Below are 15,993 nucleotides of genomic sequence, written 5' to 3'. Positions count from 1 at the left end.
TCCTTTTATCAATACGAAAATATTGTTTTTAGTTTATCAGAACTGAACTAAAATTTCAATAGATGAATGGTAAATTTTTTCAAATTCTGTAAAAATCCACTGAAAAGTTAGTTTTTCGCTCTCTGGGAAATAATTTTTTCCGCAATAGACTTGGGGACTTCCACATAGTGGCTCGGTTCCATAGTATACTGACCGCGGCCCTGGGTCTTAGAACGCAGGTCGGTGGCGTAACCAAACATCTCGGACAGCGGAACAAATGCTCTGATCTCCTGAGCACCGGATCTTGCTTCCATACCCTGAATCTGACCACGACGAGAGTTCAAATCGCCGATAACGTCGCCCATGTAATCCTCTGGAACAATGACGACGACTTTCATAATAGGCTCCATAATGACGGAGTTCGCTTTTCTCAAAGCTTCTTTCAAAGCCATCGAACCAGCAATCTTAAAGGCCATTTCAGAGGAGTCTACCTCGTGGTAAGAACCATCATACAGTTCGACTTTGATATCAACAACGGGATAGCCCGCCAGAATACCGGTCTGCATCGCACCCTGGATACCCTGGTCGACAGCGGGAATATATTCCTTGGGAATATTACCACCGACGACTTTGTTGATAAATTCATAGCCTTTACCGGATTCGTTGGGCTCAACACGAATCTTAACATGACCGTACTGGCCCTTACCGCCGGACTGACGGGCGTATTTGTGGTCGACATCCGCATTACCGAGAATGGTTTCTCTATAGGCAACCTGCGGTTTACCGACGTTTGCCTCAACTTTAAATTCGCGGAGCAGACGGTCGACGATAATTTCCAGGTGAAGCTCACCCATACCTGCGATAATGGTCTGTCCAGTCTCATCGTCGGTGTAGGTTTTGAAAGTGGGGTCTTCCTCAGCGAGTTTCGCCAGAGCGATGCCCATCTTTTCCTGACCGGCTTTGGTCTTGGGCTCAATGGCAACACGGATAACAGGCTCCGGGAATTCCATGGACTCGAGGATGACCTCGTGTTTGGGATCGCAGAGGGTGTCACCGGTAGTGGTTTGCTTGAGGCCTACCGCAGCGGCGATATCACCGGCGTAGCAAGTTTCAATATCCTGACGGTGATTTGCGTGCATCATCAGGATACGGCCCATTCTCTCAGATTTTCCTTTTACCGAGTTATAAACGGTAGAGCCGGCATCGACTGTACCGGAGTACACACGGAAGAAACACAGCTTACCGACAAAGGGGTCGGTAGCGATTTTAAAGGCCAAAGCGGAGAAAGGTTCGTCATCGGAAGAATGGCGTTCAGTCTCCTCGCCGGTGGCAGGATCCACACCTTTGATAGCAGGAATATCCGTAGGAGCCGGCATATAGTCAACAACAGCGTCGAGAAGCTTCTGGACACCCTTATTTTTATAAGCGGTACCACAGGTAACAGGAACAATGGTATTGGCGATCGTCTCTTTACGAATTGCTTTTTTGAGCTCATCGATGGTGATCTCTTCCTCTGCGAAATATTTCTCCATCAAATCGTCATCGTTAGTAGCAACCGCTTCAATAAGCTCGGACCGATATTGTTCTGCTTTTTCCTTCATATCGTCGGGAACGTCGATAACGGAAATATCGTTGCCCAAATCATCATTATAGATATAGGCTTTCATTTCCAGCAAGTCGATGATGCCCTTGAAGTCTTCCTCAGCACCGATAGGCAGCTGAATCGGAATCGCGTTACATTTCAGACGGTCTTTCATCATGTCGACAACATTGTAGAAGTCGGCGCCCATGATATCCATCTTGTTGACGAACGCCATTCTGGGAACTTTATAGTTATTCGCCTGATGCCAAACGGTTTCAGACTGAGGCTCAACACCGCCCTTCGCGCAGAAAACGGTCACAGAACCGTCCAAAACGCGGAGAGAACGTTCAACTTCGACAGTGAAGTCAACGTGGCCGGGGGTGTCGATAATATTGACTCTATGGCCTTTCCAGAACGCCGTCGTCGCAGCGGAAGTAATGGTGATACCTCTTTCCTGCTCCTGCGCCATCCAGTCCATCGTCGCGGTACCCTCGTGGGTGTCACCGATTTTATGCGTTCTACCAGTATAGTAGAGGATACGCTCGGTGGTGGTAGTCTTACCAGCGTCGATGTGGGCCATTATACCAATGTTACGAGTCATTTCCAGAGATACGTCTCTTGGCATAATTTCCTCCTAATTTACTAGAGTCCTCTCCACTCCCGGAGAGCCGGAAGGGAAAAAGGTTCGGAATAAAACATACTCATGGTAAGTATGTCCAATTTTTCTTGAGATAGTAAAATTACCATCTGAAATGTGCGAAAGCTTTGTTGGCTTCTGCCATCTTGTGAGTATCCTCACGTTTTTTGCAAGCTCCGCCGGTATTGTTGAGAGCATCCATGATTTCGCCTGCGAGACGTTCCTTCATGGTTTTCTCAGAACGGTTTCTGGAATATGCAGTCAACCATCTCAAGCCCAGAGTCTGTCTTCTTTCGGGACGAACCTCCATGGGGACCTGGTAAGTTGCACCACCGACACGGCGGGATTTGACTTCCAGAACGGGCATAATATTCTCAAGGGCTTCATTGAAAGCCTCCAGAGCATCTTTGCCGGTCTTTTCGTTTACGATTTCAAAAGCACCGTAAACAATTTTCTGAGCGACACCTTTCTTACCGTCCAACATAATGTTGTTGATCAGCCGGGTCACCAGTTTGGAATTGTACATAGGATCAGGCAAAACATCACGCTTTGCAATACGACCTCTTCTTGGCACTTTACTTCCCTCCTTCACATAATGATATCATCGGTACTCGAAAGTAAAATTTCCCCCGTTCAGACCAGTAAAAGGCCGCAACATCTATTTGTTGGGACCATTTGACAGCCTTTACGAAATAACGGAATGATTACTTTTTCGCACCAGCTTTCGGACGCTTCGCACCGTATTTAGAACGGGCCTGCATTCTGTTATTGACGCCCTGGGTATCCAGTGTACCGCGGATAATGTGGTAACGAACACCAGGAAGGTCTTTAACACGTCCGCCACGAATCAGAACAACAGAGTGTTCCTGCAGGTTGTGTCCTACTCCAGGAATATAAGCTGATACTTCCATTCCGTTTGTGAGTTTGACCCTCGCTACTTTACGCAGAGCAGAGTTGGGCTTCTTAGGGGTCATCGTTCTAACCGCAGTGCAGACACCTCTCTTCTGAGGAGAGTTCTGATCGGTTGCTTCTTTCTTCATGGAGTTAAACCCACGATTCAAAGCAGGAGCGGTAGACTTGTTCGCCTGAGTAGCTCTTCCTTTTCTAACAAGCTGGTTAAAGGTTGGCATATGGCACCTCCTTATTTCAATATCTATGCTTTCACAGAGCATGGCCCTATTACCAGCATACTTGCTTATTGTATCATTATTAAATTTTGTTGTCAACAATTTTTTCTGAAACTATGGTTTCTTGTGAAAAGCGCTTACATTGTTCTATTAAAAGGACAAATATCATGGTTATTTTTTCATTTTATCCAGTACAAACACCTCGAAAACTTAAGAAAATCGAAAGCACATGGCTTTCGATTTTCTGGTTTATTTTATTAAATTATCGGTACAGTTTCCACCATTTCAACACTCTCAGAAACCTCGGGTTTTGTAGGGATGACCTCTACATCGTTGTAGCAGGACATACCGGTACCAGCCGGAACCAACTTACCGATAATGACGTTTTCCTTCAGGCCCATCAGGTGGTCAACCTTGCCTTTGATAGCGGCTTCGGTGAGAACCTTGGTGGTCTCCTGGAAGGAAGCAGCCGACAAGAAGCTCTCAGTGGCCAGAGAAGCCTTAGTGATGCCGAGCAGCACAGGCTCAAAGGTGATAAGCGCGAGTCCAGCCTCCCCTGCGTCCAGACGTTCCTGAATCCGCTGGTTCTCTCGGTAAACGTCTCCGCGTTCCATGACGGAGCCGGAGAGCAGCTCGGTGCTGCCGGGACTGACGATGCGGACTTTCTTCATCATCTGGCGGACGATGACTTCGATATGCTTATCGTTGATGTCAACACCCTGGAGACGATAGGTCTTCTGTACCTCTGCGATCAGGTAGTTCTGAACCTCCTGCTCGCCTTTGACGGCCAGAATATCGTGAGGATTGATGCTTCCCTCAGTGAGAGAATCGCCGGATTGGACTTCCTGTCCCTCCTGCACCTTGATCTTGAATCCGTAAGGAATAGTATACCGTTTGGATTCCTCGGTGTTCGTAACCTCGATGACCCGCTGACGTTTTTCCTCGTCAAAGCGAACTGAGCCGCCAATTTCGGTGATGATGGCGCTATTTTTGGGCTTTCTACCCTCAAACAGCTCAACGATTCTGGGAAGACCCTGTGTAATATCCTCAGCGTTTGCGATACCACCGGTGTGGAAAGTACGCATGGTCAGCTGGGTACCGGGTTCACCGATGGACTGAGCAGCAATGACGCCGACAGCCTCACCGACAGCGATGGGCTTGCCGTTTGCAAGGTTAGAACCGTAACATTTCGCGCAGATTCCCTGAGGTGAACGACAGGACAGAATGGAACGGATTTCCACGCTTTGAACGCCGGTATCGGCGATCTTCTGAGCGTCATGTTCGTCCATGATCTTGTCTTTCGACACCAAAACCTCACCGGTGTTGGGGTCGACAAAATCGTGAACCAGATATCTGCCCTGGAGACGCTCGGTCAAAGGTTCGATCATCTCGTTGCCTTCGCGGATGTCGTGTACCAAGATGCCCTCGTGGCAGCCGCAGTCTTCCTGGCGGATGATAACGTCCTGGGAAACGTCGACAAGACGTCTCGTCAGGTAACCGGAGTCCGCTGTACGAAGCGCGGTATCGGCCAGACCTTTACGTGCGCCACGGGAAGAAATGAAGTATTCCAAAATGTTAAGTCCTTCACGGTAGTTGGACTTGATGGGGATTTCGATGGTAGTACCGGCGGTATTTGCAATCAGTCCGCGCATACCGGCCAGCTGTCTGATCTGGTTGATGCTACCACGAGCTCCCGAGTCCGCCATCATGTAGATGGGGTTGAACTCGTCGAGGTTTTCGGTCAGCGCATCAGAAACTTTGTTGGTGGTTTCGTTCCAGATTTTGATAACGTGGCCTTTCTTTTCCTCTTCCGTGATCAGACCGCGTTCGTACTGACGGGTGACCTTGAGGACAGCCTCGTCCGCCTGCTCCAACAATTCCTTTTTCTGAGGAGGAATCACTGCGTCGCAGACCGCGACGGTAATAGCCCCCTTGGTGGAGTATTTGAAGCCCTGTGCTTTAACACGGTCCAGCACTTCAGAGGTTTTCGCGGTTCCGTGGATGCGGATGCAGCGGTCGATGATTTTACCCAGCTGCTTTTTGCCGACCAAAAAGTCGATTTCCAGCTTGAGCTGGTTTTCCGGCAGGCTTCTGTCCACAAATCCCAAATTTTGAGGGATGGGGTCGTTGAAGATCAGCCGGCCAACAGTGGTGTCCACCATGCCGGTGACATTTCCTTTGGTCATGCGAACCTTGATTTTCGCATGGAGGGTGACAACGCCGTCCTGATAGGCCATCAGCGCTTCATTGACGTCGCGGAATACCTTGCCCTCGCCCATATCGCCGTCTTTGACCAAAGTGAGGTAGTAAGAACCGAGAACCATATCCTGAGTCGGCACGGCAACAGGACGTCCGTCGGAAGGTTTTAGCAGATTGTTAGCCGCCAGCATGAGGAAGCGGGCTTCCGCCTGGGCTTCCGCTGACAGAGGCACGTGAACAGCCATCTGGTCGCCGTCAAAGTCGGCGTTATACGCGGTACAAACCAGCGGATGGAGCTTTAATGCACGGCCCTCGACCAAAACCGGCTCAAATGCCTGAATACCCAGTCTGTGCAGGGTAGGCGCGCGGTTTAAGAGCACCGGATGGTCTTTGATGACGATTTCCAAAGCGTCCCAAACCTCGGGGCGGGCTCTGTCGACCATCTTTCTGGCGCTCTTGATGTTGTTGGCAGCACCGGTCTCCACCAAACGTTTCATGACAAAGGGCTTGAACAGCTCCAGCGCCATCTCTTTGGGCAGACCACACTGATACATCTTGAGTTCCGGGCCGACGACGATAACCGAACGGCCGGAGTAGTCGACACGTTTACCGAGAAGGTTCTGTCTAAAACGGCCCTGTTTACCTTTCAGCATATCAGAAAGGGATTTGAGGGGGCGGTTGTTTGGCCCAGTGACCGGACGGCCGCGGCGGCCGTTGTCGATCAATGCGTCAACTGCTTCCTGAAGCATTCTCTTTTCATTGCGGACAATGATATCGGGAGCTTTCAGTTCCAGCAGTCTCTGTAGACGGTTGTTTCGGTTGATAACCCTGCGGTACAGGTCATTCAAGTCGGAAGACGCGAAACGCCCACCGTCCAGCTGTACCATGGGACGGATATCCGGAGGAATGACCGGGATAACGTCTAGGATCATCCACTCGGGCTTGTTGCCGGAAAGGCGGAAGGCTTCGACGCATTCCAGCCGTTTCAGGATACGAATTTTTTTCTGTCCGGTGGCATCGTTCAGCTGCTGTTTGAGATCCACAGACAGTTCTTCCAGATCGAGATCCTTGAGAAGTTCCTTGACGGCCTCAGCACCCATGCCGGCTTTGAAATCGTCTTCGTATTTTTCCCGCATATCAGCATATTCTTTTTCGGAAAGGAGCTGACCCTTTTCGAGAATGGTGCTGCCGGGATCAATGACGATATATTTTGCAAAGTAGAGCACTTCCTCGAGCCTTCTGGGAGAAATATCGAGAATCAGGCCCATACGGGAAGGAATTCCCTTAAAATACCAGATATGCGACACAGGCGCCGCCAGTTGGATGTGACCCATCCGCTCTCTTCTGACTTTGGAACGGGTGACTTCGACGCCGCACTTGTCACAAATTTTTCCTTTGTAACGCAGACGTTTATATTTTCCACAATGGCATTCCCAGTCCTTGGTCGGCCCAAAAATGCGCTCACAGAAAAGGCCGTCGCGTTCCGGTTTGAGTGTGCGGTAGTTGATGGTTTCGGGTTTCTTGACTTCGCCGTGAGACCACTCGAGGATCTGTTCGGGGGAAGCTAAACCTATTTTTATCGACTCAAAAACGTTAAATTCCAATTACGACCCCTTCTTCCATTAAAAATCTTCGTCTGCATCGTCGCCATCCAACTCGAAGGCGTACTCCTCTTCTTCCACTTCGTCCTCGTCGTCGGAATCGCTCAAAACATCTTCAGCATCCGCAGTGGTGTAGCCTTCCATTTCGCCGTCTTCCACATAGTTGAATTCGTCGTCAAAATGGCGGTCGTCTACTTCCGCACTGTTGAAGGTGATGTCTTCGTCGTCCTCAAAGGTCTGTTTGAGGTCAATTTCGTTCTGGTCTTTGTCGAGCACCTTAACGTCCAGACCCAAGGACTGCAATTCCTTGATGAGAACCTTGAAGGATTCCGGAATGCCGGACTGGGGTACGTTGTGGCCCTTGACGATTGCTTCGTAGGTCTTGACACGGCCGACCACGTCGTCGGACTTAACAGTCAGGATTTCCTGAAGGGTGTAAGCGGCGCCGTATGCTTCCAGCGCCCAAACCTCCATCTCACCGAACCGCTGTCCGCCGAACTGGGCTTTACCGCCCAGAGGCTGCTGGGTGACAAGAGAGTAAGGGCCTGTGGAACGAGCGTGGATTTTATCGTCGACCAAATGGTGAAGTTTCAGGTAGTACATAATACCGACGGTAACGCGGTTGTCAAACTGTTCGCCGGTACGTCCGTCGTAGAGAACGGTCTTGCCGTCTTCCGGCATTCCCGCTTCTCTAAAGCAGGCGCGGATGTCTTCCTCGTGCGCGCCGTCGAAAACAGGGGTCATGATCTTCCAGCCGAGCGCCCGGGCGGCATAGCCCAGATGGACTTCCAGCACCTGGCCGATGTTCATACGGGAAGGTACGCCCAGCGGATTCAGCACGATGTCCAATGGAGTTCCGTCGGGCAGGAAAGGCATATCTTCCTGAGGCAGAATTCTCGATACAACACCCTTGTTACCATGACGACCCGCCATCTTGTCACCGACGCTGATTTTACGTTTCTGAGCCACATAACAGCGGACGACCATGTTGACGCCGGCATTGAGTTCGTCGCAGTTTTCGCGGGTGAAGACCTTGACGTCGACGATGATGCCGTATTCGCCGTGGGGAACGCGCAGAGAAGTATCGCGAACTTCTCTTGCCTTTTCGCCGAAAATAGCGCGCAGAAGGCGCTCTTCCGCGGTCAGCTCGGTCTCGCCTTTCGGGGTAACTTTACCGACCAAAATGTCACCAGAGCGGACTTCGGCACCGATGCGGATAATGCCGCGCTCGTCCAGGTCCTTGAGGGCATCCTCGCCCACGTTGGGAATATCGCGGGTGATTTCTTCCGGCCCTAACTTGGTGTCACGGGCTTCGGTCTCGTATTCCTCGATGTGGATGGAGGTATAGACATCGTCACGGACGATTTTTTCGTTAATTAGAACGGCGTCCTCATAGTTGTAGCCTTCCCAGGTCATAAAGCCGATGAGGGCGTTTTTACCCAGAGAAATTTCGCCGTCAGAAGTTGCAGGGCCGTCGGCAATAACCTGACCTTTCACGACCCGCTCACCTTTATCGACGATGGGGCGCTGGTTGATACAGGTACCCTGGTTAGACCGCATAAACTTGATGATGGGGTATTTATGGAGTTTACCCTCATCGTCTTTGATGATAACTTCGTCGGCGGAAACCCGGTCTACAACGCCATCTTCTTTAGCCAGTACACAGACGCCGGAGTCGACGGCCGCTTTGTATTCCATACCAGTTCCCACGATGGGAGACTCGGTTTTCAGAAGTGGAACCGCCTGACGCTGCATGTTCGCACCCATCAGAGCGCGGTTAGCGTCGTCGTTTTCGAGGAAGGGAATCATCGCAGTTGCGACGGAAACTACCATCTTGGGAGAAACGTCCATGTAGTCAACTTTACTCCGGTCAACTTCCATGATTTCGTCGCGGTAGCGGACGTTAACGCGGGGACGTGCCAGCTTGCCGTCCTCTGTGAGGGGCTCGTTAGCCTGCACAACAACCACTTCGTCCTCCACATCGGCAGTCATGTATTCGACCTCGTCGGTGACGACGCCGGTTTCCTTGTCCACCTTGCGATAAGGGGCCTCGATGAAGCCATATTCGTTGATCCGGGCAAAAGTCGCGAGATAAGAGATCAGACCGATGTTGGGACCTTCAGGAGTCTCGATGGGACACATTCTGCCGTAATGGGAGTAGTGAACGTCACGGACTTCAAAGCTCGCTCGGTCACGGGACAAACCGCCGGGGCCCAATGCGGACAGACGTCTTTTGTGAGTCAGCTCGGCCAGAGGGTTATTCTGGTCCATGAACTGAGAAAGGGGCGAAGAACCGAAAAACTCTTTGATCGACGCCACAACGGGACGGATGTTGATGAGAGCCTGCGGAGTAACGACTTCCATGTCCTGCGCCTGCAAAGTCATACGCTCGCGAATGACACGCTCCATACGGGAGAAGCCAATGCGGAACTGGTTCTGCAAAAGTTCACCCACAGGACGAATGCGGCGGTTGCCCAGATGGTCGATGTCGTCCACAGTGCCCAGACCATATGCCAAGCAGTTCATATAATTGATGGTAGCGATGATGTCGTCTTTGATGATGTGTTTTGGAACCAAACGGCCCACGTTTTTCTTGACCAGTTCAATCCGCTCAGCGTCGTCCTCGGTCTCCTCAAGAATTTCCTTGAGGATTTTGAAGCGGACTTTTTCGTTGATACCCACTTCTTCTTTGTTAAGGTCAATAAAATCGGTAATTTCTACCATGCCGTTGGAGATGACTTTAATGTCCTTCTCCTCAGTGCGGATGTATACAGTATCTACACCGGCTCTTTCGATCTCCCAGGCCTTGTCCCGAGTGAGGAGCTCATTTTCTTCGGCGATGATTTCACCGGTAAGTTCGTTAACAACCGGCTGGGCCAGAGTGTGTCCCATAATACGGACGGCAAGGCCTAACTTTTTGTTGTATTTATAGCGGCCAACACGAGAAAGATCGTAACGATGTTCGTCAAACAGCAGAGGAACCAGGTGTTTAATAGCGGATTCCTGTGTAGGCGGTTCGCCGGGACGCAGCTTACGGTAAACTTCCAGCAGCGCCTCGTCGCCGGATTTCGTAGTATCTTTGCCCTGCAAAGTGGTTACAATAGTATCGTGATCGCCAAAGATCTCCAAGACGTCGGCATCAGTGCCCTCGTTATCGGTGAGAGCCACCTTGAAGTCGTCCTGGATCTGCTCAATGGTCACATCGTCACGAATGCGCAGCAAAGCGCGGATAAAGACAGTAATCGGAATTTTGCGGTTTTTATCGATACGGACATAAAAAATGTCACTGGAGTCGGTTTCATATTCAAGCCATGCGCCGCGGTTGGGAATGACGGTAGACTTAAACAGTTTTTTACCTGTTTTGTCAAAGGCATCGGAATAGTAAACGCCGGGAGAACGAACCAACTGAGAAACGATGACACGCTCAGCGCCGTTGATGATAAAGGTACCGCTTTCGGTCATCAGCGGGAAATCGCCCATAAAGATTTCCTGCTCCTTGACTTCACCAGTTTCCTTATTGAGAAGGCGCACCCGAACCCGCAAAGGAGCCGCATAGGTCACATCCCGTTCTTTGCACTCAGTGACCGAATACTTGGGCTCCTTTTCCAGGCGGTAGTCGACAAAGTCGAGCACCAGGTTACCGGTATAGTCGGTGATGGCCGACATATCGGCAAACACTTCTTTGAGCCCCTGTTCCAAGAACCACTTGTACGAATTGATCTGAACCTCGATCAAGTTCGGCATCTCGAGCACTTCGTTGATTCGGGCAAAACTCATGCGGGTGTTCTTTCCGAGCTGCACAGGCTTGACATTCACCATAGGCTTAATCACTCCATTCATCTATTTAGGCGGTTTTAAAATCGGAACCTCCATTTTTGCGCAAAAAATAAAATTTCCGAATTTAAAAGACGCCCCGTCCATTCCTTTGTGCAATAAATACAAGTTTCTTTTCAAAGTCAATTGATTTTTTGCACAAATTAACACTATAAAACTGTACCTTTTGAACATTTTCAGCCTTCTAAAGGCGCAAATATCCATTTTGATACAGTTTATCATTATAGTACAGTCAAGGGATTTTGTCAACTAAAACTTTCAATTCCAACAGAAAATTGGCTTTTTAACCATATTTTGGACAAATTTTATTTGCGCCATACACCAAATGGAAAAATTCCCCATATATGGGCAAAACCGCCATTCCTCAAACCTCTTGAGGAATAGCGGTTTTCTTCTATTATAACATAGCGCGGCTCTTGGGATTTATGTACCGCCCAGCAGCACATATCCTGCTTTGCTTTTTATTATGATTTTATTCTCCTTTGATGCAATTGGTCGCATTATGGCCAATCTGCCGTTTGAGGAATTTTCCGACGATGAAGCCGCCCACAGCGGTGATAATGATTTCGGGAACCATGTAAAGGCCGTTGTAAATCACCGAGTACACGAACATCAGAAGGTTACCTTGGAGTTTTTCAAGGATGGCCTGTCCCCAGCCACTCTGACTGAAAAACCACTCGGCGTAAGTTCCAAAAAGGACATATCCTGAAACAATGTGAACCACGTACCGCGCCGCAAGGCCGATCACAGCGCCAACGCCCAACGCACCCGCCGTACTCTTCATAAATTTGGGTGTCAGTCCTGCGATGCCGATAACAGCAAAAGCTAATATGTAGTCTAAGAGTACCACAAAGATAAACTTTTTCCAGCCTTCGTTTTCTTGGACCATTACAGCCAGTCCCCCCGACCGAAATCCTGAAATCAGCATGGTGATGAGCCCGTGGGCCACACCGGAAAGGCATCCCCACAGAACACCGTATTTGTAAGCGATAATAACGAGAGGCAGCATAGCGAACAGAGTGACGGAACCGCCATACGCCCAGATGCCGTCGATTTTAAAGAATGTATCAAGGATGATACCCAGTGCCAAGAGCAACCCTGTCTCTACAAGGCGGATAACTTTGACGTTTTGATTTTGCATGATGAAACCTCTTTCAAAATAGATTTCAGGGTTTGCTTTTAACCATCAAAAAGCCGCAGGGAGTTCCCCGCGGCTACAGATTTGATATAAATGGCCTGAAAGCCAGGCGTTTTTACAAATCTTCCTACGCTGGTATTACCCAAACAGGTTAAAAGGGTTAGAACACTTTGTTCCTCTCAGCCGGCTTGTGCCAGCACCCCTGATTCGACAAATATTGTACACCATCGCAGAAAGATTGTCAAGTTTAGTTCATCGGGACATTGGTGAGATAGAGAAATCCCGATTGAAATTCTCCAACTTCGGCGGCAACGGCAGTCGTTTGGGCTTCCTTCATGCAAAGCCCGGACATCAGGCCGATGACCGCTAAAAGCAGGGCGAAAAATTGATGGTCTTTCATTTTAAAATCCCTTCCTTTCTGGGAATTGAGCCGTTTTTAGGGGCTTTGCCAAAAAATTGCCGTCATCATCTTTGGCGGCAAAAAGCTGTAAAATCAAGCTGCTCTTGATTCGATAGCCTATTTTCAAATTACCGCCTCCATTTCTAAAAGATTACAATGGTATTATTTCCTTTGCGGCTTCCGTTATTCGACACGGAGATTGGCAAATCATTGAAGAATTTTTTCTCACATAGTCTTTTTTTAGGGATTTTTCGTCAGATAGTGCCTATATAACTATTAATTACAGCCAATTGTTTTTCGTCGTTTTCTCTGTTACGATGCAATCACTATTCAGAAGAAGGAAAAATGTGAAAAACTTTACCCTGAGAATCGACGAAACACCCCTAAAAAATTAGCGTACATCTCCAATAGCGACGGGCGGACCAATAACCGTCAGCTTTTTCACTGAATTCAAAAATATATTATAACTTTTTGGCAGCTGCATGGCGAAATCAAACTGCCCACAAAAAATCAGGCGGGGATTCATAAGAATCCCCGCCTGATTTTTCTCGTATGTAATTTATCCCAGTTTGTTCACTTTAATAGCCTGCCGTTTCGACCGAAGTTCGTTTAGATTCTTCGACAGCTGCTCCTCGCTGGCGCGGAGCATGGCGTCCACATAATCGCTGGTGGCCTTTTTGAGCTCTCTGGCCTGCAACTGGGAGTTACTGAGAATCTCGTTGGCTTTGGCCTGAGCCTGCTTGACGATTTCGTTTTGATCGGTGAGCTTTTTCGCACGCTCTTCCGCCACGCGGATCACCATTTCGGCTTCTTTTTTAGCATCGTCCAAAATAATTTTCCGGTCGTTGACGATTTCCTGCGCCTTGCTGATTTCCACGGGGAGGTGCAGACGGATATCCTCCACAAGCTCCCTGAACTTGTCCACATCGACCATGCATTTTCCGTGGGACATGGGAATGCTCCAAGCGCTGTCCAGCATTTCTTCCATCATCATCAAAATACTGTCAATATTGTTGTTCATGGGTTAACTCCGTTTCTCCGCGCGAAAAATCTTCTGGTTCGCTGCCCGCGCGACGGCATTGATACTTTTGGCATACACAGAAAAGCCTTGCGGCTAACTTCTGCTTCTCATCAGCCTTTTTTTAATATCCTCAGCGATGCATTCCGGCACAAAGCCGCTGATGTCGCCTCCAAAGCTCGCAATCTGCTTGACCAGACTGGAGCTCAAATACATATTTTCCCCCGCCGCCGTCAAAAAAATGGTTTCAGCCTCAGGGTTCAGCTTTTTGTTGGCCAGAGACATCTGAAATTCGTATTCAAAGTCGGAAACAGCTCTTAGGCCCTTAACGATGGCACAGGCGCCTTTTTTTTTCAAATAATCCGCCAACAGCCCGTCGTCAGAATCCACAACCGCATTCTGCAGATGGGCGGTAGCTTTTTTCGCCAACTCCACCCTTTCTTCTTTGGTAAATACAGAGCGCTTGGCCGCGTTTACTGAAATCAGAACAATCACTTGATCGAACAACTTGGCAGCTCGGTTGATAACGTCGATGTGGCCCAGAGTGATAGGGTCGAAACTGCCCGGGCAAACTGCAATCTTCATCGTCATACTGCAGGCCGTATAAACCGGCCTTCCTTTCTAATTTTCATCCGGCTTGCGGACATAGGAGCTGACCATGGTCCGCCCATAGCGGTACCGTTTTTTTAAAACAAGGTCCTCCGTCTCTTCAGGAAGCTCTTCCTTTTTGTCATGCTCATAGAGAACAACGCCGTTTTGGGAAAGAGGCTTCCCTAAAGTTGGCAGGAGTTTATCCGGATACCCTTGATTATAGGGTGGGTCGAGAAAAATAATATCATATTTCTCCACTGCGTTATTTAGAAAGCTCTCGGCGTCGCCGGAGAGAACCTTGGCCTGCTTTGCAAAACCTGTATTCTGTACATTTTGCTTAATGACATCCAGAGCCTTGCGGGAACTGTCGACAAATACTGCTTTGTTTGCGCCGCGGCTCAATGCCTCAATACCCATCTGCCCCGAACCTGCAAACAAGTCCAGCACATTGGCACAAGGCACAATAAAATGGATGACGCTAAAGACGGCCTCCTTGACCAAATCCGTGGTGGGACGGGTGTCCATCCCATCAGGAGCCAGGAGTTTCCTTCCCCGCGCTGTACCAGTAATGACTCTCATTTATATAATATCAGCCTTTCGTTGGTTGATTTTTGATTAGCTACGCCCTTTATTGAAAGAATACACGCTCATCACCAGCCCCATGGAAACAAATGAGGTGATGATGGAGGTTCCTCCGGCACTCATAAACGGCAACGTAATGCCGATGACAGGCAGTACACCCAGAACCATTCCGATATTGATAATAGACTGGAACATAAACATGCCGAACACACCGACGCAGATGTAGCATCCCAGAGGATCCGACGAAATTCGCGCTGTCAGTAGTATTTTAACACAAATCGCCGTTAATAGCAAGACAACAAACGCACACCCAACAAATCCCAGTGTCTGCCCTACGTGAGCCAGGACAAAATCGTTTTCCAAAGCGAACACCCAGTTGAGATCATCGGAAAAAAGCCCTTTTCCAAAAAGCATACCGGAACCTAAAATCCGCCTGCCGTTTAACTGCTGATGGCCGAAGCCCAGCGCGTCGCTGGATAAGTCCCCCAGAATGGTAAACCGTTGTTTCAGGTAATCAGGCAGCAGTCCACTGAACCAGATTACCGGTGCCGCAATGGCCATAAGCCCCATTCCCGCAAAAACATATTTATAGGAAATACCCGCCGCAAAAATCATGCAGAGAAAAATGAAAAAGAACACCAGCGCTGAGCCCATATCACCTTGAATGAAAATAAGCAGGCAAGGTGCCGCACCGTGGAGGCACAAAAACAGTAGATTTTTGGGTTTATTCAGTTCCTCCCGCACCCTAGACAGATGAAGCGCAAAGGTCAGGATAAAAGAAAATTTTAAAAGCTCCGATGGCTGAAGAGAAAGGCCCGCAATCCGCAACCAGGCCGTATCGTCCGATCCGGGCGGCTGATAGACAATAGGAAGATTCGTAAAAGTCAGAAGAACCAGCCCCAGCGTAATGGGCAGGTGAATAAACCAAATTTTCGCCATAAAACGATAGTTGATTACCGACATGACGAGCAACGCTGCGATTCCGATTATAGCTGCAATGACCTGCATGGTAAATGGGTTGAATCGCCGTGATCCGGTGGAGATAAAGCCGGCCCGCAGTTCGGAATAAAGGATGAGACAGCTAAACGAGACGGCGATCAGACAGAGCAGGAGCAGCACTTTGTCCAGACGCCGGAAATACCCTTTGATGGCAAGCCAAATGTTTTTCATATTTACTATCATACCCTTGCTGTCGCAAAGAACTCCTTTCGTCTGGATATAAACCGCTTGGATGGATATAAATAGGAAGCTTTTCTCAAAAATACAGCAATTCCACAAAAGGCGGCGGCAAACTGGCTGCTCTTT

General features: G+C 49.1%; 11 protein-coding genes and 1 riboswitch. All 11 genes read right to left on the bottom strand.

Going from position 1 to position 15,993, the window contains the following annotated elements; genetic code table 11:
* Nucleotides 1-107 precede the first annotated feature (107 nt).
* The 11 genes from fusA to H8710_RS01230 all read right to left on the bottom strand — a co-directional run bounded on the left by fusA (nt 108) and on the right by H8710_RS01230 (nt 15,858).
* Nucleotides 108-2,186, bottom strand: a complete 2,079-nt coding sequence (gene fusA, locus H8710_RS01280) for an elongation factor G (protein WP_249293577.1) — start codon at nt 2,184-2,186, stop codon at nt 108-110.
* 115 nt (nt 2,187-2,301) lie between these two features.
* Nucleotides 2,302-2,772, bottom strand: coding sequence for a 30S ribosomal protein S7 (gene rpsG / locus H8710_RS01275; RefSeq protein WP_249293576.1), 471 nt, complete (start codon nt 2,770-2,772; stop codon nt 2,302-2,304).
* A gap of 130 nt (nt 2,773-2,902) precedes the next feature.
* Nucleotides 2,903-3,328: a 30S ribosomal protein S12 gene (gene rpsL / locus H8710_RS01270; protein WP_249293575.1), complete on the bottom strand. Its 426-nt coding sequence runs from the start codon at nt 3,326-3,328 to the stop codon at nt 2,903-2,905.
* Nucleotides 3,329-3,582: 254 nt separating this feature from the next.
* Nucleotides 3,583-7,128: a DNA-directed RNA polymerase subunit beta' gene (gene rpoC, locus H8710_RS01265; protein WP_249293574.1), complete on the bottom strand. Its 3,546-nt coding sequence runs from the start codon at nt 7,126-7,128 to the stop codon at nt 3,583-3,585.
* 18 nt (nt 7,129-7,146) lie between these two features.
* Nucleotides 7,147-10,944 carry a DNA-directed RNA polymerase subunit beta gene (gene rpoB, locus H8710_RS01260; RefSeq protein ID WP_249293573.1) on the bottom strand — a complete coding sequence of 1,266 codons (3,798 nt, stop codon included), beginning with the start codon at nt 10,942-10,944 and terminating at the stop codon, nt 7,147-7,149.
* Between the two features lie 487 nt (nt 10,945-11,431).
* Nucleotides 11,432-12,100 carry an energy-coupled thiamine transporter ThiT gene (locus H8710_RS01255; protein ID WP_249293572.1) on the bottom strand — a complete coding sequence of 223 codons (669 nt, stop codon included), beginning with the start codon at nt 12,098-12,100 and terminating at the stop codon, nt 11,432-11,434.
* A gap of 104 nt (nt 12,101-12,204) precedes the next feature.
* Nucleotides 12,205-12,311: riboswitch (TPP riboswitch) on the bottom strand.
* A 33-nt stretch (nt 12,312-12,344) separates the two neighbouring features.
* On the bottom strand, nt 12,345-12,497 hold the full coding sequence (locus H8710_RS01250) for a hypothetical protein (protein ID WP_249293571.1): 153 nt from the start codon (nt 12,495-12,497) through the stop codon (nt 12,345-12,347).
* 559 nt (nt 12,498-13,056) lie between these two features.
* The gene (locus H8710_RS01245) at nt 13,057-13,518 is read right to left on the bottom strand and encodes an ATP synthase subunit B family protein (RefSeq protein WP_249293570.1); all 462 of its coding nucleotides are present in this window, start codon (nt 13,516-13,518) and stop codon (nt 13,057-13,059) included.
* Between the two features lie 93 nt (nt 13,519-13,611).
* Nucleotides 13,612-14,100, bottom strand: coding sequence for a pantetheine-phosphate adenylyltransferase (gene coaD, locus H8710_RS01240; RefSeq protein ID WP_249294681.1), 489 nt, complete (start codon nt 14,098-14,100; stop codon nt 13,612-13,614).
* A 36-nt stretch (nt 14,101-14,136) separates the two neighbouring features.
* On the bottom strand, nt 14,137-14,685 hold the full coding sequence (rsmD, locus tag H8710_RS01235) for a 16S rRNA (guanine(966)-N(2))-methyltransferase RsmD (RefSeq protein ID WP_249293569.1): 549 nt from the start codon (nt 14,683-14,685) through the stop codon (nt 14,137-14,139).
* Nucleotides 14,686-14,721: 36 nt separating this feature from the next.
* Nucleotides 14,722-15,858: an FtsW/RodA/SpoVE family cell cycle protein gene (locus tag H8710_RS01230; RefSeq protein WP_249293568.1), complete on the bottom strand. Its 1,137-nt coding sequence runs from the start codon at nt 15,856-15,858 to the stop codon at nt 14,722-14,724.
* Between the last annotated feature and the right edge of the window lie 135 nt (nt 15,859-15,993).

Source organism: Fumia xinanensis, assembly GCF_014384905.1.
Lineage (GTDB): Bacteria > Bacillota > Clostridia > Oscillospirales > Ruminococcaceae > Fumia > Fumia xinanensis.
This window is presented reverse-complemented; position numbering and strand designations above follow the sequence as displayed.

What these genes read in the sequence shown, in the direction of transcription:
- fusA (WP_249293577.1), bottom strand. Translation starts at nt 2,186, where the DNA reads ATGCCAAGAGACGTATCTCTGGAAATGACTCGTAACATTGGTATAATG.
- rpsL (WP_249293575.1), bottom strand. Translation starts at nt 3,328, where the DNA reads ATGCCAACCTTTAACCAGCTTGTTAGAAAAGGAAGAGCTACTCAGGCG.
- rpoB (WP_249293573.1), bottom strand. Translation starts at nt 10,944, where the DNA reads ATGGTGAATGTCAAGCCTGTGCAGCTCGGAAAGAACACCCGCATGAGT.
- H8710_RS01255 (WP_249293572.1), bottom strand. Translation starts at nt 12,100, where the DNA reads ATGCAAAATCAAAACGTCAAAGTTATCCGCCTTGTAGAGACAGGGTTG.
- H8710_RS01250 (WP_249293571.1), bottom strand. Translation starts at nt 12,497, where the DNA reads ATGAAAGACCATCAATTTTTCGCCCTGCTTTTAGCGGTCATCGGCCTG.
- H8710_RS01245 (WP_249293570.1), bottom strand. Translation starts at nt 13,518, where the DNA reads ATGAACAACAATATTGACAGTATTTTGATGATGATGGAAGAAATGCTG.
- coaD (WP_249294681.1), bottom strand. Translation starts at nt 14,100, where the DNA reads ATGAAGATTGCAGTTTGCCCGGGCAGTTTCGACCCTATCACTCTGGGC.
- rsmD (WP_249293569.1), bottom strand. Translation starts at nt 14,685, where the DNA reads ATGAGAGTCATTACTGGTACAGCGCGGGGAAGGAAACTCCTGGCTCCT.
- H8710_RS01230 (WP_249293568.1), bottom strand. Translation starts at nt 15,858, where the DNA reads ATGAAAAACATTTGGCTTGCCATCAAAGGGTATTTCCGGCGTCTGGAC.